The following is a 21,407-nucleotide window of genomic DNA, read 5'->3' on the forward strand; positions in this document are numbered from 1 at the left end:
CCGTGAGGGGTGCCGCTCCCGGCGCCCACGCAACTTGTCGGGGGCTTCCCCTGCTGACAACACGCTGGCAGCAGCGCCCTCCCCGTCGCATCTTTTCCCGGCGGCGGACTCGCGCCATATTCGGCGCATGCCCAAAGAGCCCCAGAAGATCCGGCCGACCCGTGCCAAGGCGGCCAAGCCGACCCTGCCCTCGCTCGACGAGCACCTGAAGGCGCTGCTCAATCCGGCGCTGATCGAGCGGAAGGGCCTTTCCGAATCCCCGCAATCCGGCTTCGACATCGGCCCGGTGACCGGCGTCGACCCGGAGCTGGCTGCCAAGCTCAACCTGCCGACCGGCGGGGCGGCGATGCAGGGCCGCGCGGTCAAGCGCAAGGCCAAGAACGCGGTGGAGGAGATCCCCGATCCCGATGGGCTGGACCGGCTCGGCGGCTCGGCCGGCACCATCGCGGCGCTGACGCAGCTGCTCGAAGGCGGCGACCCGCGCATGCGGGACAAGCCGATCTGGACGCCGCACCGCCCATCCCGGCCGGACAAGTCGGAAGGCGGCATCCGCCTGGAGCTCGTCTCGGACTATGAGCCGGCCGGCGACCAGCCCACCGCCATCGCCGAGCTGGTCGAGGGCGTCACCCTGCAGCACGAGCGCGACCAGGTGCTGCTCGGCGTCACCGGCTCCGGCAAGACCTACACCATGGCTCAGGTGATCTCCCGGACCCAGCGCCCCGCCCTGATCCTGGCGCCGAACAAGACGCTGGCGGCGCAGCTCTATGGCGAGTTCAAGTCGTTCTTCCCGAACAACGCGGTGGAATATTTCGTCTCCTACTACGACTATTACCAGCCGGAAGCCTATGTCCCGCGGACGGACACCTATATCGAGAAGGAATCCTCGATCAACGAGCAGATCGACCGCATGCGCCACTCCGCGACGCGCTCCCTGCTCGAACGCGACGACGTGATCATCGTCGCCTCGGTGTCCTGCATCTACGGCATCGGCTCGGTCGAGACCTACACGGCGATGACCTTCGGCATCACCGTGGGCGAGAAGGTCGAGCAGCGCCAGCTGATCGCCGACCTCGTCGCCCTGCAATACAAGCGGATCAGCGCCGATTTCGCCCGCGGCACCTTCCGGGTGCGCGGCGACGTGATCGAGCTGTTCCCGGCCCATTACGAGGACCGCGCCTGGCGGATCTCGCTGTTCGGCGACGAGATCGAGAGCATCGCCGAGTTCGACCCGCTCACCGGCCAGAAGATCGCCGACCTGAAATTCGTCAAGGTCTACGCCAACTCGCACTATGTCACGCCGAAGCCGACGCTGGCGCAGGCGATCAAGGGCATCAAGGAGGAGCTGAAGGCACGCCTGCAGGAGCTCTACACCCAGGGCCGCCTGCTCGAGGCGCAGCGGCTGGAGCAGCGCTGCACCTTCGACCTGGAAATGCTCGAGGCGACCGGCTCCTGCGCCGGCATCGAGAATTATTCGCGCTGGCTCACCGGCCGCCTGCCGGGCGAGCCGCCGCCGACCCTGTTCGAGTATCTCCCCGACAACGCCCTGGTCTTCACCGACGAGAGCCATGTCACCGTGCCGCAGATCGGCGCCATGTACAAAGGCGACTTCCGGCGCAAGGCGACGCTGGCCGAATACGGCTTCCGCCTGCCCTCCTGCCTCGACAACCGGCCGCTGCGCTTCGAGGAATGGGACGCGATGCGGCCGCAGACCGTGCACGTCTCGGCCACGCCCGGCAAATGGGAGATGGAGCGCACCGGCGGCGTCTTCGCCGAGCAGGTGATCCGCCCGACTGGCCTGATCGATCCGCCGACCGAGATCCGCCCGGCCCGCACCCAGGTCGACGACCTCCTCGGCGAGGTGCAGGTCACCGCCCGCGCCGGCTATCGCAGCCTGGTGACGGTGCTGACCAAGCGCATGGCCGAGGACCTGACGGAGTACCTGCACGACCACGGTGTGCGGGTGCGCTACATGCATTCCGACATCGACACGATCGAGCGCATCGAGATCATCCGCGACCTCCGGCTCGGCGCCTTCGACGTGCTGGTCGGCATCAACCTGCTGCGCGAGGGCCTCGACATCCCGGAATGCGCCCTGGTCGCCATCCTCGACGCCGACAAGGAAGGGTTCCTGCGCTCGGAGACCAGCCTGATCCAGACCATCGGCCGCGCCGCGCGCAATGTCGACGGACGGGTGCTGCTCTACGCCGATTCCATGACCGGCAGCCTGGAGCGGGCCATCGCCGAGACCAACCGCCGCCGCGAGAAGCAGACGGCCTGGAATGCCGAGCACGGCATCACGCCGGAGAGCGTCAAGCGCAATATCGGCGACATCGTCAACTCGGTCTACGAGCGCGACCGCGTCACCGTCGACAAGGGGCTGGCCGACAGCGTCGCCACGGTGGGCCATAACTTCGAGTCTGTCGTCGCCGACCTGGAGAAGCGCATGCGCGAGGCCGCCGCCGACCTGCGCTTCGAGGAGGCGGCGCGCCTGCGCGACGAGCTCAAGCGCCTGCGCGAGACCGAGATGGCGGTGGCCGACGACGGCGCGGCGCGTCCGGTGGCGATCCGCGACAAGGCCGGCGCCTATGCCGGGCCGAAGAGCTATGGCAGCGCCGCCAACCTGCCGCCGACGCGGGCGAGGAAGCCCGACCTCGACAGCATGGGGCCCGGCACCGACCGCGAGGTGCCGCTCGGCGCCGAGGTGCGCCGGAAGGGCGGCGGCAAGCCGGGCCGGGGATGGAAGCGGTAGGGCTTCATCGAGTTCGATTTCGGGACCTCGGTCTGAGATGACGTAAGTGCCCGGACAAGCCCATCCATGACAAGCCGCGCGCCTGTCTCCAGACGACGCCCCAGCGCCAGAGCTCGCATGACATTGCAAAGGAACCAGGCGCGGACCTGTTCCTGAACGACCGATCTACGGCACGGAGACCGACAGGACATGGCCAAGACGAAGAAGAAAGCTCTCCCGAAGACTTCGAGGACCTGTCGAGGAAGAGGGATCTGGGTGCGCTGAAAGCCGTTTTCGACACGTGTGCGCTGGACGCGCGGGGCGGGGTCTTCAAGCAGACCGCACTGGCGTTCAACGACTTGCCTGACGAGCTGGCTCGATGGCTTGTCGATCAGGGAGCCGACCTGTCGGCAGCGGACGAGAACGGCAATACGCCGTTGCACTCCCGCGCTGGACATTGGCAAGGGCGGATCGGAATTCTGCTGGAGCTTGGCGCAGACGTAAACCATGGCGACGGATCCGTCGGCACTCCGCTGCATAAAGCCGCCGCTGTGGGCAACGCCGATAACGTCCGGCTGCTGCTGAAGCATGGGGCTCAGGTCGACATGCTCAATCGCTATGGTCTGACGCCGCTGGAATATGCGCTGCAGCGCTGCGACAACCCTAAAATTAGAAACGTGGCTGCTGCTGCTGAACTGTTACTTGGGGCTGGTGCGAAAAAAACGTCGAAGACAAAGGAATACATAACCCGGATCGGGACTGATTTCGAGTTTCATCGTAAGAGCTACAACCCAGAATCTGTGGATGCGACCAGCGACGCGCTCGGCACGCTGTACACCTTGTTGGACGTGCCGCCTGTCCCGCGTCGCGTTATGCATGACGGCAGGTCGCCTATCGTCGCTACAATGGCTCGCTGGGAGGATCAGCATCAGGAATTGTGGGAGTTGCTTGTGCCTTCCAGGGGCGCAGCGGCGACGGTCCAGGGCGAAGTCATCCGGATTTCGGCACGTATCCATATCGAACTTAAAGAAAACGGTGGCGTCAACTGGGACGCAGACTTCAAGAAGATGGCCGACGCATTTCTGACGCATGTCGGAACCGGCAAGGCATTGGGTCCGTCTGATCTCGACGAGACCAGCAGAATCGTTGCCGAGGTGAAACGAAAGCGGGGCGACACGGAACGTCTTTGCGAGTTGGCGGTGGCCTGGGTCGCCTTGAACCCTAAACCGGTGAATCTACCCAAGCCGTCCTACGATCGTTGAACCTCGTCTGCGGGGAACTTTCGCTTGCGTTTGCGACATCCACGCCTGCCTCAACTCGCCGCCAGGGCACGCTCCACGGCCTCGGGATTCTTCTCGATGACCCGGAGCAGGATGCAGGCCGTCGGATCCGGCTTGCGGCGTCCCTGCTCCCCCTTCAAGCGTGCGGTCGGGAATGCCGAAGCGGGCAGCGAAATCGGGCGGACTCCTGGCGACGGACTTGCGGATCGCCTTGACCTGATCCGCCGCCAAATTCGGGACGATGCGCACAGGCAATGCGATCTCACCGCGCTTCCAGGCGGCAATTTCCTCCACCCCCTCGAGAAGAGAGGCGCCAGAGTCACGAGATTGCCTAGTCTTCGCCATCGATGATCTCCCTGATCAGGGCAAGGGCAGCCTTGCGTTGCTCGGCCGTCAGGTCTTCTTGATCGGACTTGCCATATGCGAACACCATGAAAGCCACGTCATCGGAAACCGTGAGAAAATAGATCGCCTGTCCACCGCCACGCTTCCCCTTGCCGCCCATGACGAAGCGGATCTTGCGCAGGCCTCCCAATCCGGGAATCACGTCACCGGCCGTCGGGTTCTGCGCGATCATGGTCTCCAGGGCGGGGGTGGAAGCGGTAAGCGAGACCTGCCCCGCCAGCCGTGACTTTCAGCGCTCGGCGTCAAGCTGCCGGCGACACGGTCAGCTTGACGCCGAGCGCTTTCAGGACGCCGAGCAATGTCGACAGTCGCGGGTCGCCATCGGGCCCGAGGGATTTGTAGAGCGCTTCGCGCGTAACGCCAGCTTCCTTGGCAACCTGCGTCATGCCGCGAGCGCGAGCAACCGTGCCGAGCGCGACGGCGATATAGTTGGCATCGCCGCTCTCGATCGCGTCGGTCAGGAGCTCGGCCTGCGCCTCGGGGTCGGTGAGATAGTGTGCGGCATCGAAGGGAAAGGTTTCGAGGGGCATCATCAGATCTCCTTCGCCATCCTCTGGGCCTTGGCGATATCGGCATCCTGGCTCCGCTTGTCGCCGCCGCAGAGCAAGAGGACGATCGCCTTTCCACTGCGGACGAAATAAAGGCGATAGCCGGGCCCGTAGTCGATCCGAAGCTCGCTCACGCCGCCGCCGACAGATTTGGCGTCGCCGAAGAGACCAGCTTCCAGGCGCGTGATGCGCTGGGCGACTCGCGTCATGGCACGGTGGTCTTGGAGGCCGTCGAGCCAAGCTCTGAAGACGGCGGTTTGCCGGACTTCGATCATGTGTGAATTATAGTTCTCGCCGACGGAAGCGTAAATTATTTTTCACAGGGGCGATCTGCTGGCCAAGGGACTGATCACGCCGGCTGACGCTCGCGCACCGCCAGCACGGTGAAGCGCCGTGTCTCGCCGCTCGGCACCGTCCAGGCGATGGTGTCGCCGACGCGCACGCCGACCAGGGCGGTGCCGACCGGCGTCAGGATCGAAATGCGACCCTGCGCGATATCGGCCTCTCCGGGATAGACCAGGGTCACGGTACGGCTGCGGCTCGCGGCCTCGTCGCGGAAGGTGACCTCGCTGTCCATGCGCACGGCGTGCTCCGGCACGCGGCCGCGCGCCAGCACATGCGCCCTCTCCAGCTCCGCGGCGAGATCCGCCGCCAGCGCGGACGCTTTGTGGCCGGCAGCCTGGGCGAGCGCCGACAGGCGCTCGTGGTCCTCGGCCGAAAGCGTGATGCGCGGCCTGGTCTCGGCCGCCGCGACGGCTGGTTTCGTCGGCATGATCGTCTCCTGAAGGTCGTGATGTGGGACGGCGGCGTCACGCGGCGGACGGCCCGGGACCGTCGTCCTCCGGCTTCGTTCCGGCATCGTGCGCGGGATGAGGCCGCCGGGGTGCGGACTGGTCCGGCCGAGGTTGCGGATCGGGCCTGCGGCGCGGCGCGAAGACATGAATCGTCGCGCTCCGTTCCTCGCGCCCGTCGGCGCCCGGCCCGCCCGCGCCCGGGGACTCGTCTCTGCTCATGGTCTGAAGTCCCCTGAGGGTTCCGGCTCCCGCGGGCCGGCATGCCGCCACGCCGGGCGATCACCGCCCGGAGCCGTTTGCATCATCGATGGGATTGCATATCGCCCTTCGCCGCAGCAGCGACGGCTCCGTGCCGCCAACCGCCGGAGATCCCCGGGGCTCGCGAAGGCGCGCTCGCCCCGGGCTAAAGGCCCGCGATCAGATTGCCTGCACGAAGCAGGCCGCGATGAAGCTGCGCGACGTTCGACATGCGCGGGAGGCTAGGCCCTTTGCCGCAAATGTCAAACCGCGCGCCGGCGGCCCGCTCTCACCCTTGGCACTGGACACCCCGGCGCGAATGTCCGACAAATGCGCCATCCCCCCAGAAAACGATGAGGAGGCTCCCATGGAGTATCGTCAGCTCGGCCGCTCGGGCCTGCGCGTCTCGGTGCTCACGCTCGGCACCATGACCTTCGGCGGCCAGGGGCCGTTCGCCAAGGTCGGCAACACCGATGTCGAGGGCGCGGCGCGGCTGATCGACCAGGCGGCCGAGGCCGGCGTCAACCTCATCGACACCGCCAACATCTATTCCGGCGGCGCCTCGGAGGAGATCGTCGGCCAGGTGATGCGCGGGCGCTGGGGCGACATGCTGGTGGCGACCAAGGCGCGCATGCGCTTCGGCGACGGCCCGAACCAGGGCGGCGCCTCGCGCCACGGCCTGATCGCCGAATGCGAGAAGAGCCTGCGCCGGCTGCACCGCGACCATATCGACCTCTATTACGTGCACGAATGGGACGGCGAGACGCCGGTCGAGGAGACGATGGAGGCGCTCGACAGCCTCGTGCGCGCCGGCAAGGTGCGCTACGCCGGCGCCTCGAACTATTCGGCCTGGCACCTGATGAAGGCGCTCGCCGCCGCCGACCGGCACGGCTGGCAACGCTTCGTCAGCCAGCAGATCCACTACACGCTGCAGGCGCGCGAGGCCGAGTACGAGCTGGTGCCGGTGACACTCGACCAGGGCCTCGGCATCCTGGTGTGGAGCCCGCTCGCCGGCGGCCTGCTCTCCGGCAAGTACCAGCGCAACCAGGCCGATCCCGAGGGCTCGCGCCGCTTCAACGGCTGGACCGAGCCGCCGGTCGAGGACGAGGGCAAGCTCTACGACATCGTCGACGTGCTGGTGGAGATCGGCGCGGCGCACGGCGTCTCGGCGGCGCAGGTGGCCCTCGCCTGGCTGCTCGGCCGGCCGGGCGTGACCTCGCTGGTGGTCGGCGCCCGCACCCAGGCCCAGCTCGCCGACAACCTCGCCAGCGCCGGGCTGGTCCTGACCGCGGCGGAGCGCGCCAAGCTCGACGCGGTCAGCCAGCCGCGCCTGCTCTACCCCTACTGGCACCAGGCGGCGACGGCGAAGGACCGGCTGGGCGTGGCGGATCTGTCGCTGCTGAAGCCGTATCTGAAGTAGGGGTTAGCGCGACGCGAAAGCCTTCTCCAACAAAGTTGGGGAAGGTGGCGCCACGAAGTGGCGGCGGATGGGGTGTGGCCGGCGAGATGGCACGGCTAAACCAGTCTGCACAACTGCCGCGCAAGCCGAACACGGCCCCAGCCCTGCCCGCCACACCCCATCCGCCCTTGCTCCGCAAGGGCACCTTCCCCGCTACGCGGAGAAGGCTTTTCGCGCCCGTCCTCCATGGGTCGAGCGCCTCAAACACCTCACGCCCGGCAGCCGTCCAGGAACAGCCTGGCGCACAGCTTCGCCCTCCGGGCGATGGCGTCGGCGTCGGGCGGCGGGGCCTGGCCGAGCATGGCGGCGCGCTGGGGCTCCATGATCATCATGCCGCGCAGCATGCCGACGGCGGCGTGCGGGTCCTCCAGGCGCAGGAGGCCACGCTCGGCCTGGCGGCGCAGCCAGGCCTCGAAGGCGTCGCTGGTGCGCATGATGGCGCGCTCGTAGAAGGCCTTGCCGATCTCGGGGAAGCGCTCGGACTCGCCGATCACCAGCCGGTTGATGGCGATGGTCTCGGGGTCGAGCGTCAGCTGGCCATAGGCGACGAGGATGCGCTCGAGCCCCGTCTCCAGGCCGAGCGGGGCCAGCGCCTCCTGGTCGATCGCCAGCATGAACAGGCCGATGCGGTCGGTGACCACGTCGATGAACAGCTCCGCCTTGGTCGGGATCAGGCGGTAGAGCGTCTTGGTGGAGACGCCGGCGGCCAGCGCCACGTCGCCCATGCAGGTGCCGGCATAGCCGTCGGCCTGGAAGGCCCGGGCTGCCGCCTCGACGATCAGGTGCCGCGTCTCCTCGTCGGATCGGATCTGCGGACGTCCGCGCGGCCGGCGTTCGCTCTGCAGATTTTGTCGCATCACGATTTTCCGAATTCTATTGACAGGCGCAGTCTACGCGATATTTTAGAAAATAGCAAATTTCCTAATTGGCCGCATGACGGAATTGCCCGTGGCCGGGGAGAAGAGCCGATGACCCAGCACGCCAAAGCCCTCACCATCGACCGCGCGATTCCCGCCGCAGAGGCGGCGCCCGGCCTCTCGCCCGATCACCTCGCCGACGGCCGGCCGATCGACCTGCCGCCGCCCGACACCGCCCGCCGCGAGGCGCCGGTCTCGCCGGCGCCGAAGGCCGTCGCGGAAGCTCCGACGCCGCCGGCGAGCGGCCGGCGGCCCTTGCGCCGGCTGCTGCTGGCCGGCGCCGGCCTCGCCGTCCTGGCCGGCGCCGGCTATTTCGGCTGGCAGTACTGGACGGTCGGCCGCTTCCAGGTCTCGACCGACGACGCCTATGTCCAGGCCGACAACACCACGATCGCGCCGAAGATCTCCGGCTACATCATGGCCGTCCCGGTCGCCGACAACCAGCCGGTCAAGGCCGGCCAGGTGCTCGCCCGCATCGACGACCGCGACTTCCGGGTGGCGCTCGACCAGGCCAAGGCCGACGTCGCCGCCGCCCGGGCCTCGCTCGCCAGCCAGCAGGCCTCGCTCGACGCCCAGCAGTCGGTGATCGACAATGCCCGCGCCGCCATCGACGTCGACAGGGCCAACCAGACCTTCGCCGAGCAGGACGACAAGCGCTACACCGCCCTCGCCCATACCGGCTTCGGCAGCGTGCAGAACGCCGAGCAGGCGACCGCCCGCATCGCCGCGGCCCGGGCGAGCGTCGAGCGCGACACCGCGACCCTCGCCACCGCCGTCAAGCAGGTCGACATCCTCAAGGCGCAGGTGCAGCAGGCGCAGGCGGGGCTGGCTCATGACGAGGCCGCCGAGCGGCAGGCCGAGCTCAACCTCTCCTACACCACCATCACGGCGCCGGTGGACGGAGTGGTCGGCAACCGCACGCTGCGCGTCGGCCAGTATGTGCAGGCCGGCACCCAGCTCATGGCGGTGGTGCCCGCCGGCGGCACCTATGTCGTCGCCAACTACAAGGAGACGCAGCTCACCGACGTGCGCCCCGGCCAGGCGGTCGAGCTGGAGGTCGACATGTTCCCGGGCGTCACGGTGCACGGCCATGTCGACAGCATCGCCCCGGCCAGCGGCCAGGAATTCGCGCTGCTGCCGCCCGACAACGCCACCGGCAACTTCACCAAGATCGTGCAGCGCATCCCGGTGAAGATCGTGCTCGATCCGCATGAGCCGCTCGCCGACGGGCTGCGCCCCGGCATGTCGGTCTATCCGACCATCGAAACCCGCGCCGCCCGGCAGGGCTGAGCGGCCGACCCGCAGGAGGGTCAGGTCATGTCGAACGCTTCGACCATCCCGGCCGGCTCCACGCCGGCCACGGCCGGCCCCGTGCCGGCCAGACCCGCCGACAAGGCGAGCCTCACCACCTGGATCGCCATCCTCGCCGGCATGATCGGCGCCTTCATGGCCATCCTCAACATCCAGATCACCAATGCCTCGCTGCTCGACATCGAGGGCGGCATCGGCACCGGCGTCGACAACGGCGCCTGGATCTCCACCTCCTACCTCATCGGCGAGATCGTGGTGATCCCGCTGACCAGCTATCTCAGCCGCGTCTTCTCCTTCCGGCGGTACATGCTGGGCAGCACGCTGTTCTTCGCGCTGTTCTCCATGGCCTGCGCCTTCGCCCACGACCTCGGCTCGATGATCGCCATGCGCGGCCTGCAGGGCTTCGCCGGCGGCGTGCTGATCCCGATGGCCTTCACCATGGTCGCGACCCGGCTGCCGAAGGCGCAGCAGCCGACCGGGCTCGCCCTGTTCGCGCTCTCCGTCACCTTCGCCCCGGCGATCGGCCCGACCATCGGCGGCTACCTCACCGAGAACTATGGCTGGCAGACCATCTTCTTCATCAACACCGCGCCGAGCGCGATGATGCTGGTGGCGCTGTGGTTCACCCTGGAGCGCGAGCCGATGCGCCTCGGCCTGCTGCGCGAGGGCGACTGGGCCGGCATCCTCACCATGGCGGTCGGGCTCTCGGCGCTGCAGACCATGCTGGAGGAAGGCAACAAGGACGACTGGTTCGCCTCGCCCTTCATCCTGCGCCTCGCCGTCGTGGCGACGGTGTTCCTCGCCGCCTTCATCGTGATCGAGCTGACGGTGAAGAAGCCGCTGGTCGACCTGCGCCTGCTCACCAACCGCAATTTCGGCATCGGCACCCTGTCGAACGTGCTGGTCGGCGTCGCCCTGTTCGGCTCGGTCTACGTGCTGCCGCAATATCTCGGCCAGGTGCAGGGCTACAATGCCGAGCAGATCGGCGGCGTGCTCGCCTGGACCGGCCTGCCGCAGCTCGTGCTGATCCCGCTGGTGCCGCTCCTGATGAAGCGCTTCGACGTCCGCCTGATCGGCTTCGTCGGCATCGCCCTGTTCGCCACCAGCTGCTTCATGAACACGGCGATGTCGCTGGCCTATTCCGGCGACCAGCTCTTCGTCCCCAACATCGTGCGCGCCGTCGGCCAGGCCCTGGTCATCACCCCGCTCACCGCCATCGCCATGCTGGGCATCGCGCCCAAGGACGCCGCCAACGCCTCGGGCCTGTTCAACATGCTGCGCAATCTCGGCGGCGCGGTCGGCACGGCGTCTCTCTCCACCATCATCACCAAGCGCGAGCAGTTCCACTCCAACATCATCGGCCAGTCCGTCACGCTCGGCCGCCAGGAGGTGCGCCAGCGCATCAGCGAGATGACCCAGTACTTCGCGGCCCATGGCGTCTCCGACCCCGCGACCGCCCAGCACCAGGCGATCATCGCCCTGGGCAACGCGGTCCGGCGCCAGGCGCTGGTCATGGGGTTCAGCGACACCTTCGCCGTCATCGGCGTGGTCCTGGCCATTGCCGCGATCTCGCTGCTGTTCGCCCGCAAGGGCCAGCCGGGCGGCGGCGCCGCGGGCGCCCATTAGAGGCGCTCCACCCCGGTGCGGCGCGTGCGCTGACGCACGGCAATCTGTTTACCGCCGCATTTTATCGTTCGGACAGCCGACGGGCCGTGGCGGCGACGCCGCGGCCCGCCGCAACATCTGTCACGATGCGCCGCCGGACCGTGATCCGCGGCCAGACTGGGGTAAGCTTCGATGCGTCGCATCCTCACCACCTTCGCCGCCCTGACGGTCGGCCTCTCCGTCCTGGCGGCCAGCGCGCCGGCGCAGGCCGGCAACGATGTTTTCTCGGTCCTGCGCGAGGAGCTCGCGCGCTCCTTCGGCGGCGGCGGCGCCACGCCGGCCGGCACCTCGCCGATCCAGCGCGAGGTCGTCCCCTATGCGGGCCGCGAGACGCCGGGCACGATCGTGATCAACTCGCCCGAACGGCGGCTCTACCTGGTGCTCGGCGACGGCACGGCGATGCGCTACGGCATCGGCGTCGGCCGGCCCGGCTTCGAATGGGGCGGCGTCAAGTCGATCTCCCGCAAGGCGGAATGGCCGGACTGGACCCCGCCGCCGCAGATGCTGAAGCGCCGTCCGGACCTGCCGCGCCACATGGCCGGCGGCCCGACCAACCCGCTCGGCGCCCGCGCCATGTATCTCGGCAGCTCGCTCTACCGCATCCACGGCTCCAACGAGCCCAGGACCATCGGCCAGGCCGTGTCGTCGGGCTGCATCCGCATGACCAACGACGACGTCACCGACCTCTACGAGCGGGTCAAGGTCGGCACCAAGGTGGTGGTCATCCGCGGCTGACCGCGCTGCCGCTGCGGCGTTTCCTATCGCCGGATCAGCGACCAGAGCACCAGCAGGATCAGCGCGGCCAGCAGCCACCATAGCCAGCGCGGCATGCGGCCCTCGCCGCCTGCCGGTGCCGGCGGCGCGACGGGGAAGCCGGCGACGATGCCGTTGACGAAGGTCTGGCCGCCGACCAGGCGTTCGCCGGCGGCCGTGGCCGCGAACTGGCTGATCCGCAACGCGTAGGATTCGCCCGCCACCGCCGGCGCATAGTCCGCGGCGAGCGTGACGTTGCCGCCCGGCGGGATCGGCAGGCCGGTGATGCCGACGGCGATGTCGGGCAGGGCCACCGGCCCCTCCGGGCGCAGGGCCGGCCCGAGCGAGCTCCTGGCCAGGGCCGCCCGAAACTCTCCCGCCGCATCGATCCACAGCCGCCCCGCCGGGCTGCGCACCGCCTGGCCGCGCTCGTCGATCACCGTGAAGGCGAGCCGCGCCTTCATCGCCGAGGCGCCGAAATTGGCGGCGATCACGCCGGCGCTCTTCATCATCTGGCCGGCCTGGTCGCGGACATGGATGTTGCGCCAGGCGATGCGGGCATTGTTGAGGGTGTTGGCGAGGAGGTCGCCGCCTTCCGGAAAGCTCATGCCGGCGGCACCGAGGCCCTGGGTCACGATGCGGGCGAGCAGGCAGAAATGCCCGTCCTGCACGGTGTACAGCGCGGGGTCCGGCACGCTCGTCCAGGCGACCGGCCCGACCACCACCGAGCCGAAGGCGGGAATCGGCAGGATCGGGACCGCCGTGGCGACCACGCCGCCCATGGGCGAGGCCTGGTGCGGCGGGGCGTCGAACACGCTGCCGTCCCAAGGCTTGGGCCAGCCGAGGCCGGCGCTCGCCTTGGCCCAGCGCAGCTCGAGCGTCTCGATGCCGGCAGTGGGCGTGGCGCCGCAGTTGCGCACCTCGACATAGAGATAGCAGGCTTGGCCGCCCCGGACGTCCTCGGGCGCCGGCAACACCGCCAGCGGACCGCCATTCGCCTGGGTCAGGCTGATCGCCGGGCTCTCCCAGGCGACGGCGCCGGTCGCGTCCGGCTCCAGGCCCTGGTCGGCGGCGCCGTCGGCGACGAAGGCGCCGAGCTCCAGCAGCGCCAGTCCGCCATTGCCGGGATTGGTGCTGGTGATCGGCAGCAGGCTGCCCGCCGGATTGGCGGGCGTCGCGGTGACGGTGGCGAGGTCGTAGGCGCGGCCGCCACCGCCGACCTGCTCGTTGACGTAGAGCCGCCGCGCCGCCTTGTCGACCTGCAGGCCGCCGAATTGCGGACGCCCGGCCGCGCCGTTCGGCACCTGGTAGATGAAGCAGTTGACGTTCGGCTGGAGCTGGGCCGCCGGCAGGCTGGTGCCGCCCGCCGTGGCCAGCACGGCATCGCGCAGCGGCTTGGTGATGCGCACCAGCGTGGTCAGGGCGGTCTGGACGCCGCCGGCGCCGTTGCCGTCGTTGTTGTTGGCGACCCACAAGCCGGCATCGGCTGCAAAGCCGTCGAAGTCGAGCCCCTCCGGCTCGGCGAAGAGATGGGATGCGGGCGCGGCGAGGGCCGGGTCGGTGTTGGCCACGCCGAGCGGGCCGGGGATGTCGGGCAGGACGTGGTAGCCGCCGGCGCCGGCTAGGCCTGCGGCATCGAAGGCGACCAGGCGGTGGTTGCGATAGTCGGTGACCCAGAGATTGCCGGCGGCATCGAAGGCGAGGTCGGCGAAATAGGCGGTCGCGCCGGCATTGCCGAGCGTCACCTTGCTGCCCGCCGCATAGGTGTTGCCGGCCGCCGCCCCGGCGCCGGGATAGGGCGCGTCGGCGCCGCCATAGCGCACGATGGCATTGTCGTCATAGCTGCCCTCGGCGGTGTAGAGATGGCCGGCCGCGTCGAAGGCGAGGCCGACATAGTCGCTGCCGTCGAGAGTGAAGACGAAGGCCTGCGCCCTGGCCGCCGCCGGGTCGACGAGATAGCCCGGCAGCTTCAGCACGGCCTGGGCATTCTCCGAGCTCAGCGCGACGAAGAGGTCGGCGCCGCGCAGCTTGCAGCAATTGGGCCTGGCGAGGCGGCCCTGGCCGGGAAAGAGCGTGTCGAGCACCGCCTGCATGTCGACGGTATAGGCCGGGTTGACCGCGGGAGCGCCGCTCACCGGATCGGGCGTGTAGAGCTTGATCAGCCCGTTGCCATATTCCGGAACGACGAGCGGCTTGGTCAGTCGTGCGGCCATGCGGTCCTCCTGCCCCGGCCGCCCGGCCAAGGGCCCAGCCGGGTCCTTGCCCGAGGAGATGGCCGCATTAGCGACGATGACGCTCCGTCATGTCAGTGCCTGGGGTTACAGCCTCCGGGTTCCTGCGAAACGGGCTCGTAACCTCCGGTTAGGAAGCGTCCCCTAGACTGGGCCCCGAAGGAGCATGGGATGAGCATTGGCGTCAGTTCGAGCCTGTCGGCCTACGACCAGATGCAGGCGTGGAGCGCCAAGCGGTCCACGTCCTACGACACGTTCCAGAGCCAGAATTCCACGCTGGTCGCTTCGCTCGGCGGTTCCGCCAGCAGCGCCGACACGCTGAGCGCCATGCTCACCGGCGGCTCGAGCTCCAGCTCCAGCACCTTCATCTCGAACGAGGCCCTGTCCTCCTCGCTCTACGGCAATGTCGCCGACAACCTCACCAGCGAGGAGAACCTGGTGGCGCAGATCGTCTACAAGCGCGTCATGCAGGAACAATCCGCCAAGGCGGCGCAGCAGCAGAGCCAGATCGACGGCCTGATGTCGTCGCTGAAGGCCCTGGCCTGAGCTCAGCGCTGGCCGGGCCGCTCGCGCGACAGGCCCTTGGCCTGCAGCTCCGCCAGGTACTCGGCCCAGCGGCGGTCGTGCTGCGTCCCGAGCTCGGCGAGATAGGCCCAGGTGTAGAGCCCGGTATTGTGCATGTCGTCGAAGCCGAGGCGCACGGCGTAGTTGCCGACCGGCTCGACCGAGAGGATCGTCACGTTGAGCTTGCCGCCGACCGTCTTGCGCTCGGCGGCGGTATGGCCCTGGACCTCGGCGCTCGGCGACATCACGCGCAGATATTCCGCCGGCAGCGCATGGCGCGCGCCGTCGTCGAAGGAGACGGTGAGCGTCCGCTTGTCCTGGGACAGGCGCAGCTCGGTCGGCCAGGCGGTTGCGGTCACGGGGCTCTTCCTTTTCCGGAACTGATCGCCACTTAGGGAAGGACGCGTCGCTCCGCAAGCGGTCCGGGTCGGCTGTGGGCTTTGACGCCGCCGCGCGGTGCGCTAGGCTGCGAGCGATTGATCGAGCTTATCGTTATGCACTTCGACGATTTGGAAACCGCATCTGCCACGCCGATGGTCGACCCGTTCGGGCGGACGGTCGACTATCTCCGCGTGTCGGTGACGGATCGCTGCGATTTCCGCTGCGTCTACTGCATGGCGGAGGACATGACCTTCCTGCCCAAGCAGGACCTCCTGACCCTCGAGGAGCTCGACCGGCTCTGCTCGGCCTTCATCGCCAAGGGCGTCAGGAAGCTGCGCCTCACCGGCGGCGAGCCGCTGGTGCGGCGGGACATCATGACGCTGTTCCGCTCGCTGTCGCGCCATCTCGACACCGGACGCCTCGAGGAGCTGACGCTGACCACCAACGGCTCGCAGCTGGCGCGCTTCGCGGCCGAGCTGCGCGGCTACGGCGTCGAGCGCGTCAACGTCTCGCTCGACACGCTCGATCCCAAGGCCTTCAAGGCCATCACCCGCTGGGGCGACCTCGGCAAGGTGCTGCAGGGCATCGACGCGGCGCAGGCCGCCGGCCTCCAGGTGAAGATCAACGCCGTGGCGCTGAAGGGCATGACCGAGGGCGAGGCGGCCGACCTGATCGCCTGGGCGCATGGCCGCGGCATGGACCTCACCTTCATCGAGGTGATGCCGCTCGGCGACGTCACCGGCCACCGCGTCGACCAGTACCTGCCGCTCTCGGTGCTGCGGGCCCAGCTGATGGACCGCTTCAGCTTCGAGGACATCCCCTATTCCACCGGCGGCCCGGCCCGCTATGTCCGGGTGCGCGAGACCGGCGGCCGGCTCGGCTTCATCACGCCGATGACCCATAATTTCTGCGAGAGCTGCAACCGGGTGCGCGTCACCTGCACCGGCACGCTCTACATGTGCCTCGGCCAGGAGGACGCCGCCGACCTCCGGGCGCCGCTGCGCGCCTCGGAGAGCAATGACGCGCTCCACGCCGCCATCGACCGGGCGATCTCGCGCAAGCCCAAGGGCCACGACTTCGTCATCGACCGCCGCACGAAGCAGCCGGCGGTCGGGCGGCACATGAGCGTGACCGGCGGCTGAGCGCCGCGCATGTCTTCCGGCAGCGACAGATGAGCAAGACCTACGACGTCATCGTGGTCGGTGTCGGCGGCATGGGCGCCGCCGCCTGCCACCAGCTCGCCCGCCGCGGCCAGCGGGTGCTCGGGCTGGAGAAGTTCGCCATCGGCCATGCCATGGGCTCCTCGCACGGGCTGACGCGCATCCTGCGTCTCGCCTATTTCGAGGGCTCGGCCTATGTGCCGCTGGTGCAGCGGGCGCGCGACCTGTGGATCGAGACGGGCAAGCGCATCGGCGAGCCGCTGTTCTTCGAGACCGGCGCCCTGGAGATCGCCGGCGAGACCAGCGACCATATCGAGCGCTCGCGCCAGTCCTGCCTCGACCACGGCCTCGCCCACACCCTGCTCGACCGCGACGCCGTCGAGCGGCGCTATCCCGCCTTCCGGCTGCCGAAGGACAGCATCGCCCTGTTCCAGCCCGAGAGCGGCTTCGTCGCCTCGGAGCGGGCGATCCTCGCCCATGTCGGCCTGGCGCTGGCCGACAGTGCCGAGATCCGCGGCCAGGAGCCGCTGCTGGACTGGGAGCCGACCGCCGAGGGCGGCGTGCGGGTGCGCACCGGCCGCGGCACCTACGAGGCGGGGCGCCTCGTGCTCTCCCCCGGCGCCTGGATCGGCAAGATCGTGCCGGCGCTGGCGCCGGTGACCAGCGTGGTGCGCCAGTCGCTGGGCTGGTTCGCGCCGCTGCAGCCCGAGCTCCTCGCGATGGACCGCTTCCCGGCGTTCACCCTGGACGTGGACGAAGGCGGCTTCTACGGCTTCCCGCTCTGGGGCCATCCCGGCTTCAAGCTCGGCTCGCCGCATTGGGGCGGCGACCCCTTCGATCCGGACACGCCGACGCGCGAGCCGGCGCCGGCCCATGAGGCGGTGCTGCGCCGGTGCCTGGAGCGCTACATCCCGGCGGCCGCGGGCACCACGCTCGGGCTCAAGGCCTGCCTCTACACCATGACGCCGGACGAGCATTTCATCATCGACACGCTGCCGGATCATCCGCAGGTGATCGTCGCCTCGCCCTGCTCCGGCCACGGCTACAAGTTCGCCAGCGCCGTCGGCGAGGTGCTGGCCGACCTCGCCACCGCGGGCCGCAGCCGCTTCGACCTTTCGCTGTTCTCCCTCGGCAGGCTTGCCGAGCGCCGCGAACGGGACGGGTTCGGAAACTCTGCCTGATCTCACGATATCGGCAGAGATTTGCAAGCCGGCGCTCGCGGCTTGACCGCAACGGTCGGTTGACGCTACGCAAGCTGTCCCCGCCGCCTGCGTAGCACCCATGCCCTCCCCCGCTTCCGATCTCCGCGGCATCGCAGCGATGGTGCTGGCCACGGGCTTCTTCGTCGTCAACGACAGCTTCATGAAGCTCGCGGCCGCCGAGCTGCCGCCCTTCGAGGTGCTGTTCCTGCGCGGGGCCGCCGCGGCGATCTGCTGCGGCGCGCTGCTGGCGGCCTCGGGCCACTGGCGCGGCCTCGCCGGCGCGCTGAGCCGCGCTTCGCTGCTGCGCGGCGCCATCGAGACGGTCGGCGTGCTGTGCTACATCGTCGCGCTCGTGCACATGCCGATCGCCGACGTCGTCGCCATCGGCCAGACCGCGCCGCTGATCATGATCGGCCTGGTCTGGCTGGTCTTCCGCGAACGCATCGGCCCCGCCAAGGCAGCCCTGGTCCTGCTCGGCTTCGCCGGCGCGGTGCTGGTGGCCCAGCCGGGCCCGGGCGGCCTGTCGCTCTACGCCGTCCTCGCCTTCGGCACCGCGGTGTCGGTGGCGCTGCGCGACCTCGTCGGCAAGCGCGTGCCGGCCCATGTGCCGGCTTTCGTCGTGACCTTCGCCACCATCCTGATCGTCATGGTGGTGGCGGGCATCGCCACGACGCTGACGGAGGACTGGGTGATGCCGCATCCGGGTGGCCTCGGCATGCTGATGCTCTCCGGCCTGTTCGTGACCCTCGGCCATTGCACTATCTTCCTGGCCTATCGGGCCGGCTCGGCCGGCGCGGTGGCGCCGTTCTACTACAGCTTCACCGTCTGGGCGCTCGCCGCCGGCTTCGCGATCTGGAGGGAAGTGCCGAACACGCCGGCGCTGGCCGGCATCGCCCTGATCCTGGCGAGCGGCCTCGCCATCGTCTTCCTCGACCGGCGCCGGACGCGGCAGCGGCCGTGACCGCGGGGCGATGTCGCGTCGGCGCCCTCGCGTGATAGCCTGCCTGCGGAGGATCGCATGACCACGATCGAATCGACGACCCTGCAGGGCGTGCGCACCCTGACGCTCAACCGGCCCGACAAGCTCAACGCCTTCAACGCCGCCATGCATGCCGAGCTGCGCGAGGCCCTGGCGGCCGCGGCGGTGGACCACGGCGTGAAGGCGGTGGTGCTGACCGGCGCGGGCCGGGCCTTCTCCTCCGGCCAGGACCTCACCGAGGACCTGCCGCGCGACGGCGAGGGGCGCGTCGATCTCGGGCCCCCGCTCGAGCGCGACTACAATCCCCTGGTCCTTGCCCTCGCCACCTATCCCAAGCCGACGATCGCGGCGCTCAATGGGCCGGCGGTCGGCGCCGCCATGAACATCGCCCTCGCCTGCGACATCGTGCTGGCGGCGCGCTCGGCCATGCTGCAGGAAGCCTTCGCCCGGATCGCGCTGATGCCGGATGCCGGCGGCACCTGGCTGCTGCCGCGTCTCGTCGGGCCGAAGCGGGCGCTGGCGCTGATGATGACGGCCGAGCCGGTGCCCGCGGAGGAGGCGCTGCGCCTCGGCCTGGTCCACAAGCTGTTCGACGACGCCGTCTTTGCCGCCGAGGTGGCGGCCTTCGCCGTGGCCCTGGCGCGCGGCCCCGCCTTCGCCTACCGGCTGATCAAGGAGGCGGTGCTGGCGAGCGCCACCAACGACCTCGCCACCCAGCTCGCGGTCGAGGCACGGCTGCAGAAGCAGGCCGGCTTCTCCCACGACTTCGCCGAGGGCGTCGCCGCCTTCCGCGAGAAGCGGCCGCCACGCTTCGAGGGGCGGTGAGGCCTGGAGCAAAGCGCGTTTTCGACGCATCTGTGCGAGTCTTGGCAGTCCGCCCACTCGCACGACGCTTCAGGCCAGCCGCAGCAGGACCTGGTCGCTCAGCACGGCGGACCGCGCCTCGACGATGGCGAATCCGGCCCGCGCCGCCAGCGGCGCGAAGCCCTCGAGGCCGCGCGGCACCAGCCGGAACCGGCTGCCGGCGACCATGCGCCGCGTGAGGTCGTCGGCGCGGGTGACGGTGCCGGCGACGAAGGCGGCGCCGCGCAGGGCTTCGAGGTTGGCGACGATGCTGGCATCGTCGCCATATTCGAACAGCGCCCCCTCCGATGACGACGCCACCACGGCGCCGGGCGCGATCTCGGCGAGGAGGCGGGCCAGCGGCCGGGCATCGGTCCAGTCATAGGGCTGGTGGCGCAGCGAGACGGCTGTGCCCGCCAGGGCACCGCCCGGCCGCTGCAGGGCGGCGAGCGCATTGGCGCCGAAATGCGGGCCGGCGCTGTCGGCGTCGAGCACGTGGATGGTGACGGGCCGCGACATGAGGCCGGGATGGTCGCGGCGCAGCAGGATCAGGGCGTCGAGGCTGTCGATCGCCGGACCGCCGCCGATATCGACGAGGTGCAGCGGCGCGTCCGGCGCGGCGGCCAGGTCCCGCGCCAGGGCACCCGCCATCATCCCCGCGAGCTGCTGCAGCCGGATGCGGATCGAGGCGACCAGGGGCGCGGCAGCCAGGCGCCGGTCGATCGGCCGGTCGAAGGGCGGCACCAGATTGGCCTCGCCGAGCTTCATCACATAGGTGGGCAGGCCGCCCAGCACCGGGCTCTGCGGATTGACCAGGGCCTGCACCAGGCGGGAGCGCCGGGCCGCGTGGCCGAAGAGCAGGCGCAGGACGAACCGGGGCATGCGCGCCCGCCGGCGCTCCTCGCGGTCGTGTGCATGCCGCAACGCCTCCACGGCCTCCGGCCCGTCCGGCACGGTGAAGGCGGGATGGCTCACGTCGATGACCGGCAGCATGATCCCGTCCGCGGTCGATGCGAGCACGGGGGGCGGCGGGGAGCCGGCGGTGCGCGGAGCCACGTCGTCGCCCCTCCCTGTCCAGCGCCGGAGCGCCGCGATGGCGCTTCATAGCCGATGCGGCGAAGCGGCGGTAGCCGGCGAGCGCCCGGCGCGGCCTTTCAACGCTCTTGGCCCGCCGGCCGCAGCAGGATCTCGTTGACGCCGACACGCGGCGGCTGCGAGACGGCGTAGAACACCGCGGCGGCGACGTCCTCGGCTTCGAGGGACTCGACCGCCGCCATGCGCTCCAGCAGCGTCGCCCGCGCCGCGGGATGGGTGACGTGCTCCTGCAGCTCCGTCACCACCACGCCGGGCTCGACCACGGTGACGCGGATGCGCCGGCCGACGAGCTCGCGCCGCAGCGATTCGGAGAAGGCCACCACGCCGAACTTGGTGGCGGCATAGCCGGATGCGCCGGGATTGGCGATGCGCCCGGCGAGCGAGGCGATGTTGACGACATGGCCGTGCCCGGACGGCATGAGCGGCAGGACCGCCCGGGTCACCTGCATCAGGCCGATCAGGTTGATCTCGACCATGCGCCGCCACTCCGCCGGATCGGCCTCCGCCACCGGCGACAGCAGCATGACCCCGGCGGCATTGACCAGGATGTCGAGTCGGCCGTGCCGGTCGCGCAGCGTCCCGGCCGCGGCGGCGACATCGGCGTCGTGGGCGACGTCGAGCGGCAAGGCCGAGGCGGAGCCGCCCTGCCCGGCAATCCCAGCCGCCAGGGCCTCGAGCCGATCGAGGCGACGGGCGGCGAGCACGACATGCGCCCCGGCAGCGGCGAGGCGCAGCGCCGTCGCCGCGCCGATGCCGGAGGAAGCGCCGGTGACGAGGGCGACGCGGTCCGCGAGCAGTCCGTCCATGGCGTGGGCTCCCGTTGCTCGGCGGTCGCGACGGCGACCGACCGCAACG

The 21,407-nt window shown here is 69.7% G+C and carries 20 protein-coding genes; 11 read left to right on the top strand and 9 right to left on the bottom strand.

The features are described from left to right. Positions 1 to 127: 127 nt before the first annotated feature. On the top strand, positions 128 to 2,749 hold the full coding sequence (uvrB, locus tag QO011_RS19960; protein ID WP_307275409.1) for an excinuclease ABC subunit UvrB: 2,622 nt from the start codon (positions 128 to 130) through the stop codon (positions 2,747 to 2,749). A gap of 338 nt (positions 2,750 to 3,087) precedes the next feature. Further along, on the top strand, positions 3,088 to 3,990 hold the full coding sequence (locus tag QO011_RS19965; RefSeq protein WP_307275412.1) for an ankyrin repeat domain-containing protein: 903 nt from the start codon (positions 3,088 to 3,090) through the stop codon (positions 3,988 to 3,990). A gap of 349 nt (positions 3,991 to 4,339) precedes the next feature. On the opposite strand, the gene QO011_RS19970 is transcribed toward QO011_RS19965, so the two are convergent. The 4 genes from QO011_RS19970 to rnk all read right to left on the bottom strand — a co-directional run bounded on the left by QO011_RS19970 (position 4,340) and on the right by rnk (position 5,733). Beyond that, positions 4,340 to 4,585: a hypothetical protein gene (locus tag QO011_RS19970; RefSeq protein ID WP_307275414.1), complete on the bottom strand. Its 246-nt coding sequence runs from the start codon at positions 4,583 to 4,585 to the stop codon at positions 4,340 to 4,342. A gap of 70 nt (positions 4,586 to 4,655) precedes the next feature. Continuing rightward, complete coding sequence (locus tag QO011_RS19975) at positions 4,656 to 4,943, bottom strand: addiction module antidote protein (protein WP_307275629.1); 288 nt, start codon at positions 4,941 to 4,943, stop codon at positions 4,656 to 4,658. Between the two features lie 2 nt (positions 4,944 to 4,945). Continuing rightward, the gene (locus QO011_RS19980) at positions 4,946 to 5,236 is read right to left on the bottom strand and encodes a type II toxin-antitoxin system RelE/ParE family toxin (RefSeq protein ID WP_307275417.1); all 291 of its coding nucleotides are present in this window, start codon (positions 5,234 to 5,236) and stop codon (positions 4,946 to 4,948) included. Positions 5,237 to 5,310: 74 nt separating this feature from the next. Further along, positions 5,311 to 5,733 carry a nucleoside diphosphate kinase regulator gene (rnk, locus tag QO011_RS19985; protein ID WP_307275421.1) on the bottom strand — a complete coding sequence of 141 codons (423 nt, stop codon included), beginning with the start codon at positions 5,731 to 5,733 and terminating at the stop codon, positions 5,311 to 5,313. A 626-nt stretch (positions 5,734 to 6,359) separates the two neighbouring features. Between rnk and QO011_RS19990 the strand changes: the two genes are divergently transcribed. Next, on the top strand, positions 6,360 to 7,412 hold the full coding sequence (locus tag QO011_RS19990) for an aldo/keto reductase (RefSeq protein WP_307275424.1): 1,053 nt from the start codon (positions 6,360 to 6,362) through the stop codon (positions 7,410 to 7,412). Positions 7,413 to 7,660: 248 nt separating this feature from the next. On the opposite strand, the gene QO011_RS19995 is transcribed toward QO011_RS19990, so the two are convergent. Then, positions 7,661 to 8,308 carry a TetR/AcrR family transcriptional regulator gene (locus QO011_RS19995; RefSeq protein ID WP_307275425.1) on the bottom strand — a complete coding sequence of 216 codons (648 nt, stop codon included), beginning with the start codon at positions 8,306 to 8,308 and terminating at the stop codon, positions 7,661 to 7,663. A 111-nt stretch (positions 8,309 to 8,419) separates the two neighbouring features. Between QO011_RS19995 and QO011_RS20000 the strand changes: the two genes are divergently transcribed. The 3 genes from QO011_RS20000 to QO011_RS20010 all read left to right on the top strand — a co-directional run bounded on the left by QO011_RS20000 (position 8,420) and on the right by QO011_RS20010 (position 12,079). After that, on the top strand, positions 8,420 to 9,658 hold the full coding sequence (locus QO011_RS20000) for an HlyD family secretion protein (RefSeq protein WP_307275427.1): 1,239 nt from the start codon (positions 8,420 to 8,422) through the stop codon (positions 9,656 to 9,658). A gap of 27 nt (positions 9,659 to 9,685) precedes the next feature. Further along, positions 9,686 to 11,305, top strand: coding sequence for a DHA2 family efflux MFS transporter permease subunit (locus QO011_RS20005; protein WP_307275431.1), 1,620 nt, complete (start codon positions 9,686 to 9,688; stop codon positions 11,303 to 11,305). A gap of 180 nt (positions 11,306 to 11,485) precedes the next feature. After that, positions 11,486 to 12,079 carry a L,D-transpeptidase gene (locus QO011_RS20010; protein ID WP_370881986.1) on the top strand — a complete coding sequence of 198 codons (594 nt, stop codon included), beginning with the start codon at positions 11,486 to 11,488 and terminating at the stop codon, positions 12,077 to 12,079. 23 nt (positions 12,080 to 12,102) lie between these two features. Here the strand turns inward: QO011_RS20010 and QO011_RS20015 are convergent, their stop codons facing one another. Next, positions 12,103 to 14,310: an NHL repeat-containing protein gene (locus tag QO011_RS20015; protein ID WP_307275436.1), complete on the bottom strand. Its 2,208-nt coding sequence runs from the start codon at positions 14,308 to 14,310 to the stop codon at positions 12,103 to 12,105. Between the two features lie 189 nt (positions 14,311 to 14,499). Between QO011_RS20015 and QO011_RS20020 the strand changes: the two genes are divergently transcribed. Next, entirely contained in the window at positions 14,500 to 14,874 is a 375-nt protein-coding gene (locus QO011_RS20020) for a hypothetical protein (protein WP_307275438.1), read from the top strand. A gap of 2 nt (positions 14,875 to 14,876) precedes the next feature. On the opposite strand, the gene QO011_RS20025 is transcribed toward QO011_RS20020, so the two are convergent. Continuing rightward, complete coding sequence (locus tag QO011_RS20025; RefSeq protein ID WP_307275440.1) at positions 14,877 to 15,251, bottom strand: gamma-butyrobetaine hydroxylase family protein; 375 nt, start codon at positions 15,249 to 15,251, stop codon at positions 14,877 to 14,879. Between the two features lie 135 nt (positions 15,252 to 15,386). On the opposite strand from QO011_RS20025, the gene moaA reads away from it, so the two are divergent. The 4 genes from moaA (at position 15,387) to QO011_RS20045 (ending at position 19,439) form a co-directional block, all read left to right on the top strand. Continuing rightward, positions 15,387 to 16,415 carry a GTP 3',8-cyclase MoaA gene (gene moaA, locus QO011_RS20030; protein WP_307275443.1) on the top strand — a complete coding sequence of 343 codons (1,029 nt, stop codon included), beginning with the start codon at positions 15,387 to 15,389 and terminating at the stop codon, positions 16,413 to 16,415. 29 nt (positions 16,416 to 16,444) lie between these two features. Beyond that, positions 16,445 to 17,614: an N-methyl-L-tryptophan oxidase gene (gene solA / locus QO011_RS20035; protein WP_307275446.1), complete on the top strand. Its 1,170-nt coding sequence runs from the start codon at positions 16,445 to 16,447 to the stop codon at positions 17,612 to 17,614. A gap of 100 nt (positions 17,615 to 17,714) precedes the next feature. Next, positions 17,715 to 18,596: a DMT family transporter gene (locus tag QO011_RS20040; RefSeq protein ID WP_307275448.1), complete on the top strand. Its 882-nt coding sequence runs from the start codon at positions 17,715 to 17,717 to the stop codon at positions 18,594 to 18,596. A 57-nt stretch (positions 18,597 to 18,653) separates the two neighbouring features. Then, the gene (locus tag QO011_RS20045) at positions 18,654 to 19,439 is read left to right on the top strand and encodes an enoyl-CoA hydratase-related protein (RefSeq protein ID WP_307275453.1); all 786 of its coding nucleotides are present in this window, start codon (positions 18,654 to 18,656) and stop codon (positions 19,437 to 19,439) included. A gap of 69 nt (positions 19,440 to 19,508) precedes the next feature. On the opposite strand, the gene QO011_RS20050 is transcribed toward QO011_RS20045, so the two are convergent. Beyond that, complete coding sequence (locus QO011_RS20050; RefSeq protein ID WP_307275455.1) at positions 19,509 to 20,450, bottom strand: hypothetical protein; 942 nt, start codon at positions 20,448 to 20,450, stop codon at positions 19,509 to 19,511. A gap of 161 nt (positions 20,451 to 20,611) precedes the next feature. Continuing rightward, positions 20,612 to 21,358, bottom strand: coding sequence for an SDR family NAD(P)-dependent oxidoreductase (locus QO011_RS20055; protein WP_307275458.1), 747 nt, complete (start codon positions 21,356 to 21,358; stop codon positions 20,612 to 20,614). Between the last annotated feature and the right edge of the window lie 49 nt (positions 21,359 to 21,407).

Origin of the sequence: Labrys wisconsinensis (assembly GCF_030814995.1) — a bacterium.
Taxonomy (GTDB): domain Bacteria; phylum Pseudomonadota; class Alphaproteobacteria; order Rhizobiales; family Labraceae; genus Labrys; species Labrys wisconsinensis.

Bases quoted from the DNA above. Each gene is read 5' to 3' on its own strand.
- uvrB (WP_307275409.1), top strand. From the start codon at position 128: ATGCCCAAAGAGCCCCAGAAGATCCGGCCGACCCGTGCCAAGGCGGCC.
- QO011_RS19970 (WP_307275414.1), bottom strand. From the start codon at position 4,585: ATGATCGCGCAGAACCCGACGGCCGGTGACGTGATTCCCGGATTGGGA.
- QO011_RS19975 (WP_307275629.1), bottom strand. From the start codon at position 4,943: ATGCCCCTCGAAACCTTTCCCTTCGATGCCGCACACTATCTCACCGAC.
- QO011_RS19980 (WP_307275417.1), bottom strand. From the start codon at position 5,236: ATGATCGAAGTCCGGCAAACCGCCGTCTTCAGAGCTTGGCTCGACGGC.
- rnk (WP_307275421.1), bottom strand. From the start codon at position 5,733: ATGCCGACGAAACCAGCCGTCGCGGCGGCCGAGACCAGGCCGCGCATC.
- QO011_RS19990 (WP_307275424.1), top strand. From the start codon at position 6,360: ATGGAGTATCGTCAGCTCGGCCGCTCGGGCCTGCGCGTCTCGGTGCTC.
- QO011_RS19995 (WP_307275425.1), bottom strand. From the start codon at position 8,308: ATGCGACAAAATCTGCAGAGCGAACGCCGGCCGCGCGGACGTCCGCAG.
- QO011_RS20000 (WP_307275427.1), top strand. From the start codon at position 8,420: ATGACCCAGCACGCCAAAGCCCTCACCATCGACCGCGCGATTCCCGCC.
- QO011_RS20005 (WP_307275431.1), top strand. From the start codon at position 9,686: ATGTCGAACGCTTCGACCATCCCGGCCGGCTCCACGCCGGCCACGGCC.
- QO011_RS20015 (WP_307275436.1), bottom strand. From the start codon at position 14,310: ATGGCCGCACGACTGACCAAGCCGCTCGTCGTTCCGGAATATGGCAAC.
- QO011_RS20020 (WP_307275438.1), top strand. From the start codon at position 14,500: ATGAGCATTGGCGTCAGTTCGAGCCTGTCGGCCTACGACCAGATGCAG.
- moaA (WP_307275443.1), top strand. From the start codon at position 15,387: ATGCACTTCGACGATTTGGAAACCGCATCTGCCACGCCGATGGTCGAC.
- solA (WP_307275446.1), top strand. From the start codon at position 16,445: ATGAGCAAGACCTACGACGTCATCGTGGTCGGTGTCGGCGGCATGGGC.
- QO011_RS20040 (WP_307275448.1), top strand. From the start codon at position 17,715: ATGCCCTCCCCCGCTTCCGATCTCCGCGGCATCGCAGCGATGGTGCTG.
- QO011_RS20045 (WP_307275453.1), top strand. From the start codon at position 18,654: ATGACCACGATCGAATCGACGACCCTGCAGGGCGTGCGCACCCTGACG.
- QO011_RS20050 (WP_307275455.1), bottom strand. From the start codon at position 20,450: ATGCTGCCGGTCATCGACGTGAGCCATCCCGCCTTCACCGTGCCGGAC.
- QO011_RS20055 (WP_307275458.1), bottom strand. From the start codon at position 21,358: ATGGACGGACTGCTCGCGGACCGCGTCGCCCTCGTCACCGGCGCTTCC.